15 protein-coding genes are annotated in these 14,973 nt (G+C 59.3%); 6 read left to right on the plus strand and 9 right to left on the minus strand.

Going from position 1 to position 14,973, the window contains the following annotated elements:
• The 5 genes from FJQ54_RS05165 to FJQ54_RS05185 form a co-directional block, all read left to right on the plus strand.
• The coding region (locus tag FJQ54_RS05165; protein ID WP_140927353.1) for a DDE-type integrase/transposase/recombinase at positions 1-569 on the plus strand (569 nt) is incomplete at its 5' end.
• A gap of 265 nt (positions 570-834) precedes the next feature.
• On the plus strand, positions 835-1,230 hold the full coding sequence (locus FJQ54_RS05170) for a hypothetical protein (protein ID WP_140927354.1): 396 nt from the start codon (positions 835-837) through the stop codon (positions 1,228-1,230).
• A gap of 129 nt (positions 1,231-1,359) precedes the next feature.
• Positions 1,360-2,466, plus strand: coding sequence for a DNA cytosine methyltransferase (locus tag FJQ54_RS05175; protein ID WP_140927355.1), 1,107 nt, complete (start codon positions 1,360-1,362; stop codon positions 2,464-2,466).
• Between the two features lie 175 nt (positions 2,467-2,641).
• Complete coding sequence (locus tag FJQ54_RS05180; protein WP_140927356.1) at positions 2,642-4,078, plus strand: ATP-binding protein; 1,437 nt, start codon at positions 2,642-2,644, stop codon at positions 4,076-4,078.
• On the plus strand, positions 4,075-5,085 hold the full coding sequence (locus FJQ54_RS05185; protein WP_140927357.1) for an O-methyltransferase: 1,011 nt from the start codon (positions 4,075-4,077) through the stop codon (positions 5,083-5,085). The genes FJQ54_RS05180 and FJQ54_RS05185 overlap by 4 nt, the downstream gene beginning before the upstream one ends.
• 8 nt (positions 5,086-5,093) lie before the next feature.
• Here FJQ54_RS05185 and FJQ54_RS05190 read toward each other — a convergent pair whose 3' ends face one another.
• The 9 genes from FJQ54_RS05190 to FJQ54_RS05230 form a co-directional block, all read right to left on the minus strand.
• Complete coding sequence (locus FJQ54_RS05190) at positions 5,094-5,879, minus strand: hypothetical protein (protein WP_140927358.1); 786 nt, start codon at positions 5,877-5,879, stop codon at positions 5,094-5,096.
• Between the two features lie 259 nt (positions 5,880-6,138).
• Positions 6,139-7,458 (minus strand): MvaI/BcnI family restriction endonuclease, encoded by a 1,320-nt coding sequence (locus FJQ54_RS05195; protein ID WP_140927359.1) that lies wholly within the window; start codon positions 7,456-7,458, stop codon positions 6,139-6,141.
• Positions 7,459-7,911: a very short patch repair endonuclease gene (locus tag FJQ54_RS05200; RefSeq protein ID WP_140927360.1), complete on the minus strand. Its 453-nt coding sequence runs from the start codon at positions 7,909-7,911 to the stop codon at positions 7,459-7,461.
• 3 nt (positions 7,912-7,914) lie between these two features.
• The gene (gene dcm, locus FJQ54_RS05205; RefSeq protein WP_140927361.1) at positions 7,915-9,135 is read right to left on the minus strand and encodes a DNA (cytosine-5-)-methyltransferase; all 1,221 of its coding nucleotides are present in this window, start codon (positions 9,133-9,135) and stop codon (positions 7,915-7,917) included.
• Between the two features lie 224 nt (positions 9,136-9,359).
• Positions 9,360-11,345, minus strand: coding sequence for a relaxase/mobilization nuclease RlxS (rlxS, locus tag FJQ54_RS05210; protein WP_140927362.1), 1,986 nt, complete (start codon positions 11,343-11,345; stop codon positions 9,360-9,362).
• A 345-nt stretch (positions 11,346-11,690) separates the two neighbouring features.
• Positions 11,691-12,323 carry a lytic transglycosylase domain-containing protein gene (locus tag FJQ54_RS05215; RefSeq protein ID WP_235890324.1) on the minus strand — a complete coding sequence of 211 codons (633 nt, stop codon included), beginning with the start codon at positions 12,321-12,323 and terminating at the stop codon, positions 11,691-11,693.
• Positions 12,311-12,886, minus strand: a complete 576-nt coding sequence (locus tag FJQ54_RS05220; protein ID WP_140927363.1) for a S26 family signal peptidase — start codon at positions 12,884-12,886, stop codon at positions 12,311-12,313. The genes FJQ54_RS05215 and FJQ54_RS05220 overlap by 13 nt, the downstream gene beginning before the upstream one ends.
• The gene (locus FJQ54_RS05225; protein ID WP_140927364.1) at positions 12,876-13,100 is read right to left on the minus strand and encodes a helix-turn-helix transcriptional regulator; all 225 of its coding nucleotides are present in this window, start codon (positions 13,098-13,100) and stop codon (positions 12,876-12,878) included. The genes FJQ54_RS05220 and FJQ54_RS05225 overlap by 11 nt, the downstream gene beginning before the upstream one ends.
• A 172-nt stretch (positions 13,101-13,272) precedes the next feature.
• The gene (locus tag FJQ54_RS05230) at positions 13,273-13,590 is read right to left on the minus strand and encodes a DUF736 domain-containing protein (RefSeq protein WP_140927365.1); all 318 of its coding nucleotides are present in this window, start codon (positions 13,588-13,590) and stop codon (positions 13,273-13,275) included.
• 814 nt (positions 13,591-14,404) lie between these two features.
• Between FJQ54_RS05230 and FJQ54_RS05235 the strand changes: the two genes are divergently transcribed.
• Positions 14,405-14,758, plus strand: coding sequence for a hypothetical protein (locus FJQ54_RS05235; protein WP_140927366.1), 354 nt, complete (start codon positions 14,405-14,407; stop codon positions 14,756-14,758).
• Positions 14,759-14,973 lie beyond the last annotated feature (215 nt).

A 14,973-nucleotide genomic window follows, 5' to 3' on the forward strand; every position in this document is an offset into this window, starting at 1 on the left:
AGATGTGGCAGACCGATTTTACCTACTTCAAGATCATCGGCTGGGGTTGGATGTACCTGTCGACCGTGCTCGACGACTTCTCTCGCTACATCATTGCATGGAAGCTGTGCACCAACATGCGGGCCGAGGATGTCACCGACACGCTGGACCTCGCGCTCAAGGCCTCGGGCTGCGACAGCGCCACGGTGCTGCACAAGCCCAGGCTGCTCAGCGATAACGGCCCCAGCTACATCGCCGGCGAACTGGCGGAATACATCGATGCGCAGAAGATGAGCCATGTACGCGGCGCTCCGATGCATCCCCAGACCCAGGGCAAAATCGAACGCTGGCACCAAACCCTGAAGAACCGCATCCTGCTGGAAAATTACTTCCTGCCCGGCGACCTTGAGTCCCAGATCCAAGCCTTCGTCGAGCACTACAACCACCAGCGTTACCACGAGAGCCTGAACAATGTGACGCCCGCCGACGCCTACTTCGGCAGGGCTCCGGCGATCATCCAACAGCGTGAAAGGATCAAGCGACAGACCATCGAACATCGGCGCTTGCAGCACCGCAAGCTCGCCGCGTAACATCAACCCCCAGACGAGGCCCGCACTCCGCTAATTTACGCCGCGAGTTGCGCCAAATGTTCTGACGACTGACAGCCCGCGACCCTCGTCACAGGCTGACAACCATGAAAAACGGAATGGCGCGCTGACTGTTCCACAGCGTCGATCGTCGCCTTCACCGGAAGGGCGGCTCACGCACACCGAGAGTCTCTCTACGCTATTTCACCCGTGTGACATCAAAACTAGTTCGCCGAAGGTGCGCTCACTAGCTGACGAAGCCGCGCGCTTGGAAATCAATGATTTTCCTTATGGCGCGGCGTTTCTCCTCCGAGCTTTCTTCGAGATTGTCCTTACTGACTATCTCAAGCGTAAGGCTCGCTATGGCGATGTGAAGCAATTCGTGTACGAGATTCAGGCAGCACAAGGTCGAGCGTTCACGGAAGGACAAAAGCGCAACTTTTCGCCGACGTTGGAAAACGTCCTCGACTGGCTCCTGAAGAACGATGACGCGTTTCCTGAACATGAGCGCCGCACATGTCGGCGAGGTTGTGAAAACTTCAAAGGTCACGTCAAGCGCATTAATGGCATTGTGCATGAAGATGGTATGCTGACTGGTGCTACGCAAGTTATAGATTTCCGAAACGACGTAATACCAACCCTTCGAATACTCTTGGAACACTAGCTGTAGATACCTAGGGAAATTCGTTTCGACTTCATGGAGGTAAGTCCAATTTGATGCAGAAAGGGGATTCTCGGACCGAAGTGCATGTGCTAAGCCGCGCCACGGGGTGACGATGCGCGCTGGCGAAGAATGAGACTGGTTGAGTTGTTTTGCGGGACGGGTGGTTTCTCCCACGGCGCGCATATGGCCGGTTTTGAAGTAGCTGCGGCATTCGATCTCGACGCGACTCTCACGTCATCTTACACCGCAAATTTTCCTCATACCAATTTGGTTCTCCACGACGTTGCTGAGCTAACGGCGGAGCGGATCGAGCTCGAAGCGGGTGGGCGGGTGGATGGCATATTCGGAGGTCCGCCTTGCCAAGGCTTCAGTGCTATCGGCCGCCGCGACATTACCGACGTTCGGCGTAAACTTTTGTGGCACTTCTTTCGGTTGGTTCATGAACTTCAGCCGACTTTTTTCGTGATGGAGAACGTCCGAGGCCTCCTCTACCCAGAGAATATAGGCGAACTGGAATCTGCGATTGAACACGTCTCGGATATCTACGATGTGCCCGAACCATCGGTATGGGATGCCAGCGAATTTGGCGCCGCGACAAAGCGCCACCGACTTTTTGTCGTAGGGGTTCACAAGGATCGCGGTGAAGCCGTTACTCGGAAGGACATAGCCGTCCTAAAGCGGCCCGCCGCGACGGTACGTCAAGCGATAGTGGATATCGCCGGAGCATCCTTCGTCAAAGATGATGAAAGTGGTTTCGATTTGTGGAGGCTTCAAAAGCGAGGCCGTCCGCACGAGTACGCAAAGGCGTTACGCATAAGGCAGGGCGAGTTCGCAGGACATTTTACCGGGCATCGTACAACGCGCCATACCGACAAGGTGGTCGAGCGTTTCTCCGCCATACCTCAAGGCGGACTCGAGAGAGTGGGTCGCCATCCCCGATTGGCATGGGAGGGCTTGTGCCCAACCCTACGGGCGGGGACAGGCGCGGATCTTGGATCTTATCAATCGGTCCGCCCGATCCATCCCGAAGAAAATCGCGTGATTACTGTTCGAGAAGGAGCGCGCCTTCAAGGTTTCCCTGATTGGCACAAGTTTCATCCGACAGTGTGGCATAGCTTCCGCATGATCGGGAACAGCGTTTCTCCGATTATGGCGCATGCAGTATTTCAGGCAATTGCTACAAAGCTCGCCGGAGTAGTTCTTCGCGACGAAGCTTTTGCGGCAGCGGCAGAGTAACGCAGGCTCGCTCATCATCTTAGCGCAGCGGGTGAGGGCGCCAATTTGGATGGCCTCAAAAGGAGTTTGACGTATTCCGAAATGGAGGGTTGCCGTATCGGGATTACAACTGGCAGATCGACGGGATCATGCATTCCTCACGGTTTGGGGCGGATGACGATGGTAAGGAGAGTCAATGCTTCAATTGGAACCGAATCAAGCACTTGCGCAACCCAGCAAGAACTTCTTCGTGAACATGCTCGTCCGCGATATCGAGCTCGAAGACGCTTTGCTCGATCTGCTGGACAATTGTGTGGATGGCATACTTCGCACTTACGACCCTGATCTGCAGGCCGCCAAACCTTACGAAGGCTACGGCGCAAATTTCGTAATCGGACCCGAGCTCTTCCAACTGGATGACAATTGCGGCGGCATCCCGATCGAGTTGGCGCGCAAGAAGGCTTTCGCGATCGGACGACCTGACCCGATAACCGGAACGGAAGGTGTTGCCACGGTCGGCATGTACGGGATCGGCATGAAACGAGCGATCTTCAAACTTGGTCGGGACGCAAAAGTGCGATCTTGGTCCGACACGCCCTTCGAAGTATCAATTTCCGAAGCTTGGTTAGCGAATGACGATTGGGACCCCTTGCCGCTGGAGGAAATAGCCGCAGGTGAGATTTCCGCCAGAGGAACACGGATCTCGGTCCGCAAGCTGAATTCACAGGTAAAGGATCGCTTTGCCGACAGCGCATTCATCAACCGGCTATCGCAAGTGGTTGCCCGCCACTATGCGCTAATCATCGATAAGGGGTTTCGGATCACCGTCCGGCGTTTGGCGAGCGATCCTGTTCCCGACCCCATTCTTCCGAAATCATTTCGGCTCCTAGCATCGGAGCATGCATCGTATGCCGACGATGCAATCCAGCCTATCGTATACAAGGGTCATCTCAAGGGCGTCGATATTGAGCTGTACGCTGGGTTGTTTCGTCGATTGCCAGATGCTGACGATGACGCAAAGGAAAGCGAGGTCAAGAATAGCGTCGACGACGCCGGCTGGTCGGTCGCTTGCAACGACCGAATCGTCGTGTGGAAGGATCGCACTTGGGTAACTGGGTGGGGGGAAGGAACCACACCGAGCTTTCACAATCAGTTTATGGCTATCACCGGCCTTCTTATACTGCGATCAGAAAACCCCGCGCTCCTGCCACTAACGACAACTAAGCGCGGGATTGATCATGGCACTGAGATCTATTCTTATGCCAAAGACATGATGAGTGCCGCCACGAAAAAGCTTACCGATTTCACCAATACTTGGAAAAAATCAGAAGCTGCACTCCACACCATCTACCGCGAGGACACGGTGGCGATGTCGCTGACCGATATAAAAACTAGAGCGCCAGAACTTCCGATGAAAAAATGGCCACGCAACAAAGCAATCGAGTTTTACATTCCACAATTCCCCGCACCGACAAGAAACAACAAGCTGTCGACTGTGAGCTTCGTTGCAGACAAGGCCGACGTGGAACTCCTCGGCGTTGTGTATTTCGCGGACGCCAAGGCCAAGGCCAAAGATGTTGGGCGACAGGCCTTCGCATATGAACTTGCGCGCTACAAGGACGCTGCCGAATGATCGGGAAATCGATGGTTGGAGCGCGTTCGATAGACGTGTTCGATCTGGCGATCTTTGTGGATCTACTGAACCGCGTTCAGCGTGTATGTTCTGTCACCAACCACGCCTATGGAGCAATGTCAGGTTTCGCGCTAGACGATCAGCGGCGCCTATACCGCGCCCTTGGTTTGAAACGATTGCTGGCATTCAGCACAGACGTATCGCTTGCGCAACGTCAGATGTTCAACAAGCCCATCTCGGATGCTCGTAGAGTTCATGCCGATTTCGATGACATCGTATCCAATTGGCATGACCTGTTCGAGAACGAAGGTATCGAGGATACCGACAAATTCATACTCTGGCTTCGGCGTGACGCTGCAAACAACCCCGCCAGTGGACCGCGCCAGTTTCAAGAGTTGGCCAACTCGATCGGCTTGGACGGCATCCTGCGCATTACTCTGGAAATCGATTTCGACGTCTGGGCCGGGCCCCTGTATCGAGACAACGCAAGACTTACTGTGGCAGAACGTGAAGAGGTTGCGAGAGCTCGTGTTGAAAGCGAACTTTCAGATTTTCTGGCGCCGAGCGACTATAGCAATCCTATGGATTTGCATGCACTTTGCATCGCGGTAGCAAAAGCATACGGCAATGCCGCCGCCGCCGGCGTTGCCGGGGCTACGGATCGGATTTTTGAACCTATGTCGGTTGTGCGCTGTGGGGCCGATCCGGTGGAGATTACGATTACCGGCATGGTGATCCGCCCTAAAAGGAAAAAGGCTTTGCGCAACGCGATCACCGACGGCGCCTGGCCATTTGCTTCCGCCACGTGGGACGACCTGAAGATACTTCTCGTCCCCGACCTAACTGTGCGTGAGAGGATAGAACTTGAGAAGATCGGCAACAATCGAGCGCTGGCCGTGACCAGCCTAGGTTTCGACTTGGATGAGATCATTGGCCAAGTTGGTGTGTTCGATAGCTTCATCCAATTTCACAGATACTTGCCGACGATGATCGCTGCAGAGATGTAGCCACCAGATCATATCGACGCTTTTCTTATCGGTAGCAGCAGTCTGTCTGCCAGCGGCACGTCTGTACGCTTGATCTCAAGCGATTTGTCGCCGCGATAAATCCTTTTCGCGCTGTCATTGAAGTAGCGGATCAGCCAAAGATACTTTGAAAGCACTGGCGAGGATGGTTTTAGTCCATTCGTAATTTTGATTATTTCGTCGCGTTGGGCAAGCAACGCAGCTCGATGATCGGCTGATGAGGTAAATTGCGAGGCCTCGCGAATATAATCAACAAACCACAGCCCGTCTGCGTCATGATTCAATAGCTCTCGGGCGCGAGCGATTAAAGCACGCCCCTCCTCGCCGCCTTTGGTTTTCGCCTCAGCTCGCAACATTATTATGATCTCAGGATCAACTAGTATCCGAGGCCCCTTCGCCCACGACGATTCGAGATCGTACGCTTTTATGAAAGCCGGGCCGAAGGCTCGACCGGGCTTTATGAGAACCTCGCCCGCCGTAATGCCGCCCCGTACCAGAATTCCACTATTCATTAGATTCCATTGCGCGCGAGCGAGCTCGCTAACTTCATGGAAAAAGGCCACCGATAAATCTCTGGCACAAGGGCGAGCGCGAATGATGCTGTCGGAAAAGGATATCAGGCTCGTATTGCCCTCGCCTGCGGCGCTTGGAGCGGCAGCGGATGCCAAAATTCGGTCCAGCATGTCAGAAATGTCATCAGCTGTTTTCAAACCAACGATATTGCGAAACCCCATTATATCAAGAAATGTCACGACCTGTTTACGATAACCAGCCACTTCCAACCCCCATTTCGAAACTTGGTGACGCCCATGCTCTTTCGATGGAGCTTGGCATATAGAGCCATTGTGCCGAGCTCATTGATTCGACTGTAAATTCTATCGTGCGGAGTTGGAGTAGATAGCTGAGCTGTAGGCGGTAACACAGACGTAGCCACCCTGATTGCTTCCAATCGAACGAATGGCGAGTTTCATTCGAAAGGCGCTTCTGGCCAGCGGAGATCAATGCAAGAAACAGACGGACGTGATGGCGCACGCCTCACAGCTTCACTTTTTCATGCCGCTCATAAAGCCTGGTCAAATCCGCATGCGCGACCCGAAACTGACTGCGCCGCTTGATCTGCGGTGCCGGAGATGGGGCGTTCTCCACCTTGATCGCCGGATCATAGTAGACCATGCCTGACGCAAAGGCCTTCAAAAACAGTAGGAAGTCAGTCTGTTCGCACAGCAGGACCTGCCCGCCATAGCTATACTCGGGCGGCGGCGTGCGGAACAGCGAAGGCACATAGGCAGCCTGCGCATGCTTTCGGTTCCAGTGCGCCATTAGTCCCTTGAAAGTCCATGAAGCTGCCACAGCATCGTTGGCATCGACGAGGCTCATGCCGCCATTCAGGTCCGTCATCTTGCCCGAGGCCTCATCGTAGCCCGACAGCACCATGCGCAGGCCAGTCAGATGATTGGCACCTCGCTTGCAATCATAGCGCCCGCCAAAATTGAACCGGTCCGGGACCCCGGCCTGATCGGGATAGCCGAACTGCTTCAGGAATTCCGCGATGCCGCCGGTGCGGTAGATGCCGCCGGTCGGCTCGGGTGTCATCAGGGTCACCGGAGACTTCGGCCGGAAGGCCAGGAAGTCGGCGACACCATATTGCTTCACTTCCCAGCCCATGAAGTCCGGCTCGGCATAGCCATTGGGCGTGATGCCCAGCTCTGCTTCCAGCGTGTAGCCGCCGCCGTTGCGCGCGGCATACGGAGCCTTCGTACCGTCCCTCGCCAGCTTCTGCGACCCGATCCACTGCAGTGCATAGATCCGGCGCAGTTCGCTCAACAGCCGATCCCTTGGGCTCTCCGCGCGGTCGAGCGTCAGCGGCAGTTCGAGGAAGACGCCGATTGTCGGCCAGTCGCGGGCGTTCAGTTCCCGGGCAACCGGATGTTCTGCCTCTGCCGCATAGCCCAGCACTTCACCTTCCGGTGTAATGCCCAGTATCAGTACCCGGCCCGCATCCCGGACGCGCATAATCTCTTTTGGTGCGCCGGTGCTGCCGAGCAGAAAGCCTGACAGACGAACTTCCGGATATTTCGGGTAGAGGATGAGGCCTGTGTTGGGGGCATCGTGCCCCCCGTCCCCGTCTATCCAGCTGAACCTGACGGGCGCCTTTGCCCGATCCCGGACCGCGCCGGCTATGCCAGCGTCATCGGTATAGATCTCGCCGTGGGGGATAATGTTGAGCGCTGAGAAGTCGCCGCCAAGATAGACCTGATTCTTGGAATTGTCGTTTGGGGCAAGTTTCTTGGCATAGATGCGGGAGGCGCCGTGATGGCGCATCAGATCCAGCAACTGTGCAAGTGACGCGACCAACTATCCGCCCCTGATTGTGATTGTCTGTTCACCCGTCTGTATCCAGGCGGCCAGTCGCTGCATAGCATCCCCGAAGTCGGGTCTGGTCCGGCCCTTCAGTGCACACTCCCAGACTGTTGCAACACGCCAGCCCGCATCCCGCAGTGCCTGTGTCGACCTTTCGTCATTCACGACATTGCGGCCGATCTTCTCGCGCCAGAACTCCTGCCGCGTGGCCGGCCATCGGAACAGATGGCAGTCATGCTGATGCCAGAAGCAGCCGTGAACGAAAACAACCGCCCTGTGTCGGGGGAAGACAAGATCGGGCTTCCCGGGAAGCTGTTTTGCATGCAGCCGGTAGCGCAGCCCGGCCGCATGGAGCGCTTTGCGGATCAGCAGCTCAGGTCTGGTATCCCGTCCTTTAACAGCCGCCATATTCCGGCTGCGGGTCGCTGCGTCGTGAACGTCCGCCACACCTCAGGCGGCTTCACGCCGGCGCGTCGTCTCTGTCAGTGCCTGGATATGCGGCTGCATGATCCGGGCAACCGCTTCGAAGACCGGGACGGCGACCGAGTTTCCGAACTGCTTGTAGGCCTGCGTATCTGAAACGGGGATGCGGAAGTCATCGCCATAACCCATGAGGCGCGCGCATTCGCGGGGGGTGAGCCTGCGGGGGTTCTTTCGCTTGCCCTGGCTGACGAGGATCTCTGATCCATCCTTATAGTAGCGGGCGGAAAGCGTGCGCGCGACGTCATTCGGCGTCACGAGGCCGAAGCCGAAGCCGTTGCCGGCTGCCTTATGCTTGTCGGCATAACCCTGCAGATACTGCCAGAGCTTGTCAGTGAGGGTGTATTTGCCATTCACTGCGGCATCCGGGCCAAGCGTGTAGGGCGCTTCGGCTTTCTCGGAGCCATTCTCCGGGTGAAGGATCGTCTTCAGGCGGATGCTGCCTTTGGGCGGCAATTGCAGATCGTCCCAGCTGAACGGGACCTCCTCGCGGAAGCCAACAATGACGATCCGCTCGCGATGCTGCGGCACGAAGTGCTGAGCATCGATCACCTTGTGCCAGACCTTGTAGCCAAGCTCTTCAGTCAGGGTTTTCAGGATCACCTGAAAGGTCCGTCCCTTGTCATGGCTGGTCAGGTTCTTGACGTTCTCCAGCAGGAATGCCGCCGGACGCCGCGCCTTCAGGATGCGCGCGACATCGAAGAACAGCGTCCCCTGGGTTTCATCCAGGAATCCGTGCAGGCGACCGAGCGAGTTCTTTTTGGAGACGCCGGCGATCGAGAAGGGCTGACAGGGGAAGCCCGCCAGCAGCACATCGTGCTCCGGGATCTCATCGGTGCCGATCGTTGTGATGTCGCCGTGCGGAGGGTGATTGTCGCGGAAGTTGGCGGCGTAGGTCTGCTGCGCATATTTGTTCCACTCGGACGTGAACACGCAGTGCCCGCCGATCGCGTCGAAGCCGCGGCGAATGCCGCCTATCCCGGCGAACAGGTCAATGAAGTTAAACCGACCGCTACCCGCATCCTGTGCGTCGGCTGCCATGGAGCGCAACAAACCGATTGCCGCTTCCCGCGGCTTTCCATCGCCCGCTTCCCAGCGCTGCACCTGCCGCACGCTGTAACCGGTCAGTTGTGCGAGATCATCGACTGAAAGCCCGGCACGGACGCGAAGAGCGGCAAGTTCGTTGAGCATATACCCCCTGGGACGATTTTCGACATGGTGTCGCTATGAGCCCCGGTTGGCAAGCCCTGCGGGTGATTTTGTTCGTATTTTGTTCTTAGCGACGCCACGTCATCCACAGGAGATTTCTGAACCCGGATGCTTTGCACCGCAGCCGTTAGCGGAAAGGATGAATCCGGATGCCAGCGGAAGTGGTGTGCGACAAGGTTCGGACGGCGAAACAGGTGCTCAGCCTGTCAGCTGATTGAAGGCCCTTCCCGTCGCCGTCCGATCGACCAGCTGATCCCGTCCTCCCGCATGATGCCGGCAACCGTTTTTCCGAGCTGGCGCTCCAGCACCGGCCGCCAGGGAACGAGCGCAAAATCCCGTGCTCTTTCCACCAGTGTGAACCGACCGCTCACCATGTCGACAGATCGACGACAGATCCCCTCCACGGCCTCCCCATCTGCGAGCTCAACGAATGGAAGATTGAGCTCGGCGGAGAACTGCGCTGCAACGCGCAACAACTCCCGCCGTTGGAGGGCAGCCAGCATCCCGCGCGGAAAGGCCGGGCCATCGACGCCGTCTTCCGCAAACCCCTGCGCCACCAGCCACTGTCGTCGTTGCGCCTGCGCAGTACCGACCTCCCGCCCGAAGCCGGCTGTTCGAAGCGGTTCGGGCGAACCCGAAACCAGCTCCCGATCGATCCAGGTGGCAGCTTCTGCATGGACCAGTTTCTCGAGTGGCTGCGTCGACAGGATGGCCAACGATACCGGTCGGTCGCGCAGTTGCGCCTTCTCACAGGCCTCGACCCGTTCCAGATGGTCGGCCGGAATGGTCCAGCGCCCGGATGCGTCCCGCTCGACAAGGCGAGCTTTCCGTCGCAGCGCCTCCAGCCGTCGGACATGCGCTTCGGCAAACGCTTCGGTGGCGCGAGGGTCCTGGCTCAGATGCGCGTCGATATCGTAGCGGCCGTCATTGGCGGCAGCGATCCGGGCGATCGTGCGGTCGACGTCACGGACTTCGGCACGAGCGGGCTCGATCCGAACAATCGCACCTGGCGCCAGACCGCTCGCGACCTCCTGACCGCGTCCGATCGCGACATAGTGGCTGCGGCCGTCGACCGCATCGACGATCAGATAATGGTGGTCGGCATGTTCGTCAGCGAGGCCATGAGCTGCCACCCGGCCGACGAGCGAACGGGCCTCTGGTAGCGCCGGATCGTAGATGGCCTGCTCCGCGGCGGCAGGGGGCATATCCCGGCCAGAGAACTCGCGCTGCATGGTACGGATGATGTCGCCACGCTCTCCCATGCGCTGCAGCGTATCAGCGAGGTCAGGCGCCAGCCGGAACCGGCCTGCACCGATCGAAGTTGCAAGTCCCAGCCGCTCAAGCTTCCCGAGGCGCCCGGCACGGAGCGACTGGTCAACGGCCCTCGCATGATCGCTGCTGACGATCCGATTGATGTCGGCTGATCTCAGTAACATGCGGTCTATGGACGTCAGCCTCTCCTGGCCGATTTCTGCACGGAGCGCCTGCGCGACTTCCCGTTCCGTGCGGGGGCCAAGATCGAGCTCGACAAGCTCGGTCGCCCGCTCGCGAATGCCGACCGTCAGATAGTCGCGCGCGATCACCAGGTCTGCGCCCGTTGCGTCCTTCCCCCGTACGACAATATGGGTGTGCGGATGTCCGGTGTTGAAATGGTCGACCGCGACCCAGTCGAGCTCGCTCCCGAGGTCCTCTTCCATTCGCGCCATCAGCCGCCGGGCAAGTGGCTTCAGATCCTCATACTGATGGCCATCTTCGGGCGACACGATGAAGCGGAACTGGTGACGGTCACCGGCCAGCCGCCTGTTGAACGCGGGCCCGTCAATCGCGTCGCTGTCGCGACCGTAGAGTGCGCCCCGCTCGCCCTCGCGCGTCGTGCCGTCGCGTTGCAGATATCTAAGGTGTGCGGCGGCAGCCGAAGAGCCCTTTCCGGCAAGGCGGACAATGCTGGCCTTGACGATCACTCGCCGCCGGCCAGCGCCACGATATCCATCGCGACTGGCAAGCAGGCGCCCAATTCCGGCGCCGCGGCCGATCCGGCTTCCGGTGAAACGGCTCTTTCGCGCTGCCTTTCCGGCTCCGCCGCGAGCGAGATTTGCAGCGGCAAGCACGCGGCTAAGGTAACGCTTTGCAGGCCTGATCCGCTGCTGGCGCTGGCGCCCGAGCCGAGGGATCAGGCTTTCGTCATCGGCCATGGGACAATCCCTCTGCAAAACAGAACGCCTTAAACCAGCTCACCGGTGCAACCGGAGCAGGGGTGCCCTCCAGACCATTCAGGTGGCAGCACAAACGACCCGCCTGGCACCGCCAGGAATGACACAGTGCCAGGCGAAGGCGCAAAAAGAGATGTGCAGACAATGTGTTGAGGCAGCATAGTGCCGACGCTTTATCTTGCCTTACGCCGACCTCATCTCCTCGCGTTTCCCTGGCTTCTCCCCGACGCCCATTGATCACAACTCGCGCTGCCACCTGGAGCCAGTTCACCAACCTGCCTGACTGTCCGGCATAACGAGCCTGAAAAAGGTTGCTCAGCATACCCGTCACGGGCGCCTCCGAACCGCAAACAACGGGTCGACCGAAGGTGAAGTTGGAAGCTGTTCGACCGGATCGGCTGCGTCGGGGGGCTGCTGAAAGCGCACCACAAACAGCGCCGGTTTTGCAGGATTACCTATCTCCGGCTTCGCAACGGAATGTTCGCCCGCCACTTTTTGCAGATAGATTCTGGTCTCGGCAGGCAGAGCTTTTCCGCTCTTCAAATGCATGGAATAGCGACCTGGTCCGGCATTGTAGGCCGCATAGAGACCGGGATATCCGAACCTGTCATACATGCGTCGGAGATAGGCAGCACCCGCCAGAATATTGTCGCGGGGCGCATAGGGATCAGACCCCAGTGCGTAGCGCGCACGCATCTCCGCCCAGGTTTCCGGCATCAGTTGCATCAGTCCCATCGCGCCCGCTGGACTGATGATCGGCTCCCCGTTGAGCCGGGTGCGGCCGCAGCTTTCCGCGCGCATAACTCGCTCGATCCAGCTGACTGGAACACCAGTTTGGATGGAGGCTTCGGCGATCTCGCGGTGCCACAGATTTACATGGTCGACGGGCCCGCACCAGGCAGAGGCTGGCTCTGCAATCAACATCAGCAGGGCCACGGGCAGGCGCTTCACGGCAGCCACAGGGCGGTCGCCCGGCCGACAATCTGCTGCCGTTTACTCACCCCGAAATAGCGTCCGTCGAAGGAGTCCGGGCTGTCCGTCATCAGCAAGAACAGTTCATCCCGGCCGAGCACAACACAGCCCTGCCAGCCCGGAAGCGCGCGCCCCAGGCGATCGGTTTCGCGGCGGACAGCGGCCGGCCGGCCGTTGATGCGGACCCCGAGATCGCGGGCACAAACCTGATCACCCTCCATCGCCACCACCCGCTTCAGCAGCGGTACGTTGCGCGGCAGATAGTGGCGACGGGCAGCCAGTTCGCGGGCAGCCGGCGGCGCAAAGGCGAATGCCATATCGCCGCGTCGAAGCGGGGCTTTTGGCAATACCGCATAGAGCCCGATCGGTGCACTGGCGCTGGCATTCCAGATCAGACGGGGGGTCGGCGGGAACGCGGTCGTGACCACGAGAGCGCTGAGTCCGGTGACCATCAGGAGCACCGGTCGCCAATGCGATCGTCGCCTTTCCGGCGGCGATGCGGGCGGCAAGGGCCGATCGAACAGTGGCAGCTGGCGGGGTTTACGCATCATCGCCGCCCCGCGCCCGGGCCGCCGACCATGCCTCGATGTCATCGATATGGTAGCGGCACATGCGGCCATGCATCCGGCATTTCGGGCCGGTGCCGGTCTGCCGCATCCGCTTCAGCGTCGAGCAGGCAAGGCCAAGGTGAAAGGCGGTCTGTTTGGCGTTGAGAAATGGGCATGTCTTGCGCGCAACCTGGGCGCGCTGAGCGGTGTCGGTCATCGGCTTGCTCCCCGATCAAGGGCGCGTCTGACGCGCCCGGCGGGGTCAGACCTGGACGTCCATGGACCCGAGGTGCAGGGTCGGATCGCCATGCATGGGAATGCGACCACCCCTCACACGGCGAGCGGAAAGGGAAAGCCCCGCGCCCGGATCGGGGCGCGGGGCCGGCCCTTCAGTCGGCGGGGTTCCAGATGATAGCGAAGCTGTCTTCGTCCTGCCCGGCCGCGCGACCGAGGTTGGCGTAAAGGCGCCGGGGGCCGAATTCGGGGGCTGCCAGCGAGAGCGAGACATAGTCCCGGCCGCTTGTTTCACCCTTACGAAGCCAGCCGGCTCCGACCTCCACACCATCCGCCGTCACGCGGTAGTCGGGCTGGGTGTCGCCGGTCTTGCGCTCGTTCGGGAGAATCTCGATGTCGGTGCGGATCGAGAGGGTTTTCAGCTGGCCCTTAAAGCCCTGGCCGTCGCGGCTGACGTGTCCGATTGCGGGCATTGGTTGTCTCCTCATCTGTCGCCCCGAACCGTTCGGGGTCGATGGGCTGACCGGGAGGACCGGTCAAAGCCGGCCGGGCAACCGACAGGCCGGAGCGGCAGCGAAGGACCGGAACGCGGGACTGATTTGCAGGCGCAGCCGGGCGCGAGGAGGCCACACATCCGGCCGGGGAAATCAGTTCTGTGTGATGGTTTGGGCGGACTGCGACCGGTCCAGGTCACAGCCCCTGAAGTCCCTGAGACGGTCGGGCGCCGACGCGGAGATGCCCTGTTCCCGGCCCCGGAGACGCTGCTCTCGTCGGCGTGAAAGGACAGGTGTATCCCTCCCGAATCTGCACCGCGATATTCTGAAGTACGGCAAATGCACATGCGGGCACGGGCGACGTCGCGCGGAGCGCTGGCAGTCCGAGAAGCCGGAATGCGAGCCATTGCACAGGCACGACGGGATCAGTTTACAGCCGCAACACGCTAACTGTTCTGCCCGGGCTATATGTCAGTCGAGTGCGTAAAGGACAGAGCGGGGCAGGCTCCGACAGGCGCCCTCCAGGAACGGTGCGGAGGCTGAAATGACTGCGCCGAAACCGTGCACCAGGCTTTCCCGACACCAGCTCGGACTGCATTCGTTTCGGGCCAATAATTGCCTGAATTTTTGTCATTTTATTGACTTTTCAGCCGGCCGAAATGATACTGGCTCTATGAAATCCGCAGTTTATGCAGCCTGAAATTTTTGTGTGTCGGGAGTCAGGAAATCTGCCTGCATCGGGCGGGTTTGATCTCCGGCAGCCGCGAAGTGCCGGGGCATGGGGGACAGGTGTATGAGCCAGGAAACGCAGGCTATCCTTGCGGGCCATCTGACCGCGGATGAGGTCGCGCAGCTTGTGGTGGCTGCCGGCAAGACAGCTGTTTCCGTCCGCGGCATGCAGCGTCCGGAATACAAAATTGTGGAGTTCCGGCAGGCTGACGGGGCCTGGAGCGCTCTCAACCTCTTTCTCGATTCCTGGGCAGCGGACGACTATGCCCATGTCTTCACCGGTCCCGGCACGCTTGCCACCGCCGAATGCAGCCCGGACAATCTTGGCCTTCTTCGATCCCTTGTCTCAGCAACCGGTGGCATGCTCCGCATTGATGAGAGCCAGCCATGGATGCAGATTTCGGCCGCAGAATCCTGAGCTGAGGTCCGCAGCGCGGCTCCAGATCTCTTCACATATTCCTGTGCCTGCCGCGATTGCGGTCCGCGTTTCAGGAGGTGGCAGGAACCCGAATATTGCCCTCCGAGGCAAGGGGTTAGGGCGGTCAATATGTGAAGCAACTACCGCGCGGCCGTCTGTCCCGATCGAACAGAGCGACTGAAAGCGGGGAGCCCGAAGGCTCCCCGCACGCGGCG

The sequence above is a fragment of the Sandaracinobacter neustonicus genome (genome assembly GCF_006385875.1).
In the GTDB taxonomy this organism is placed as follows: Bacteria; Pseudomonadota; Alphaproteobacteria; order Sphingomonadales; family Sphingomonadaceae; genus Sandaracinobacteroides; species Sandaracinobacteroides neustonicus.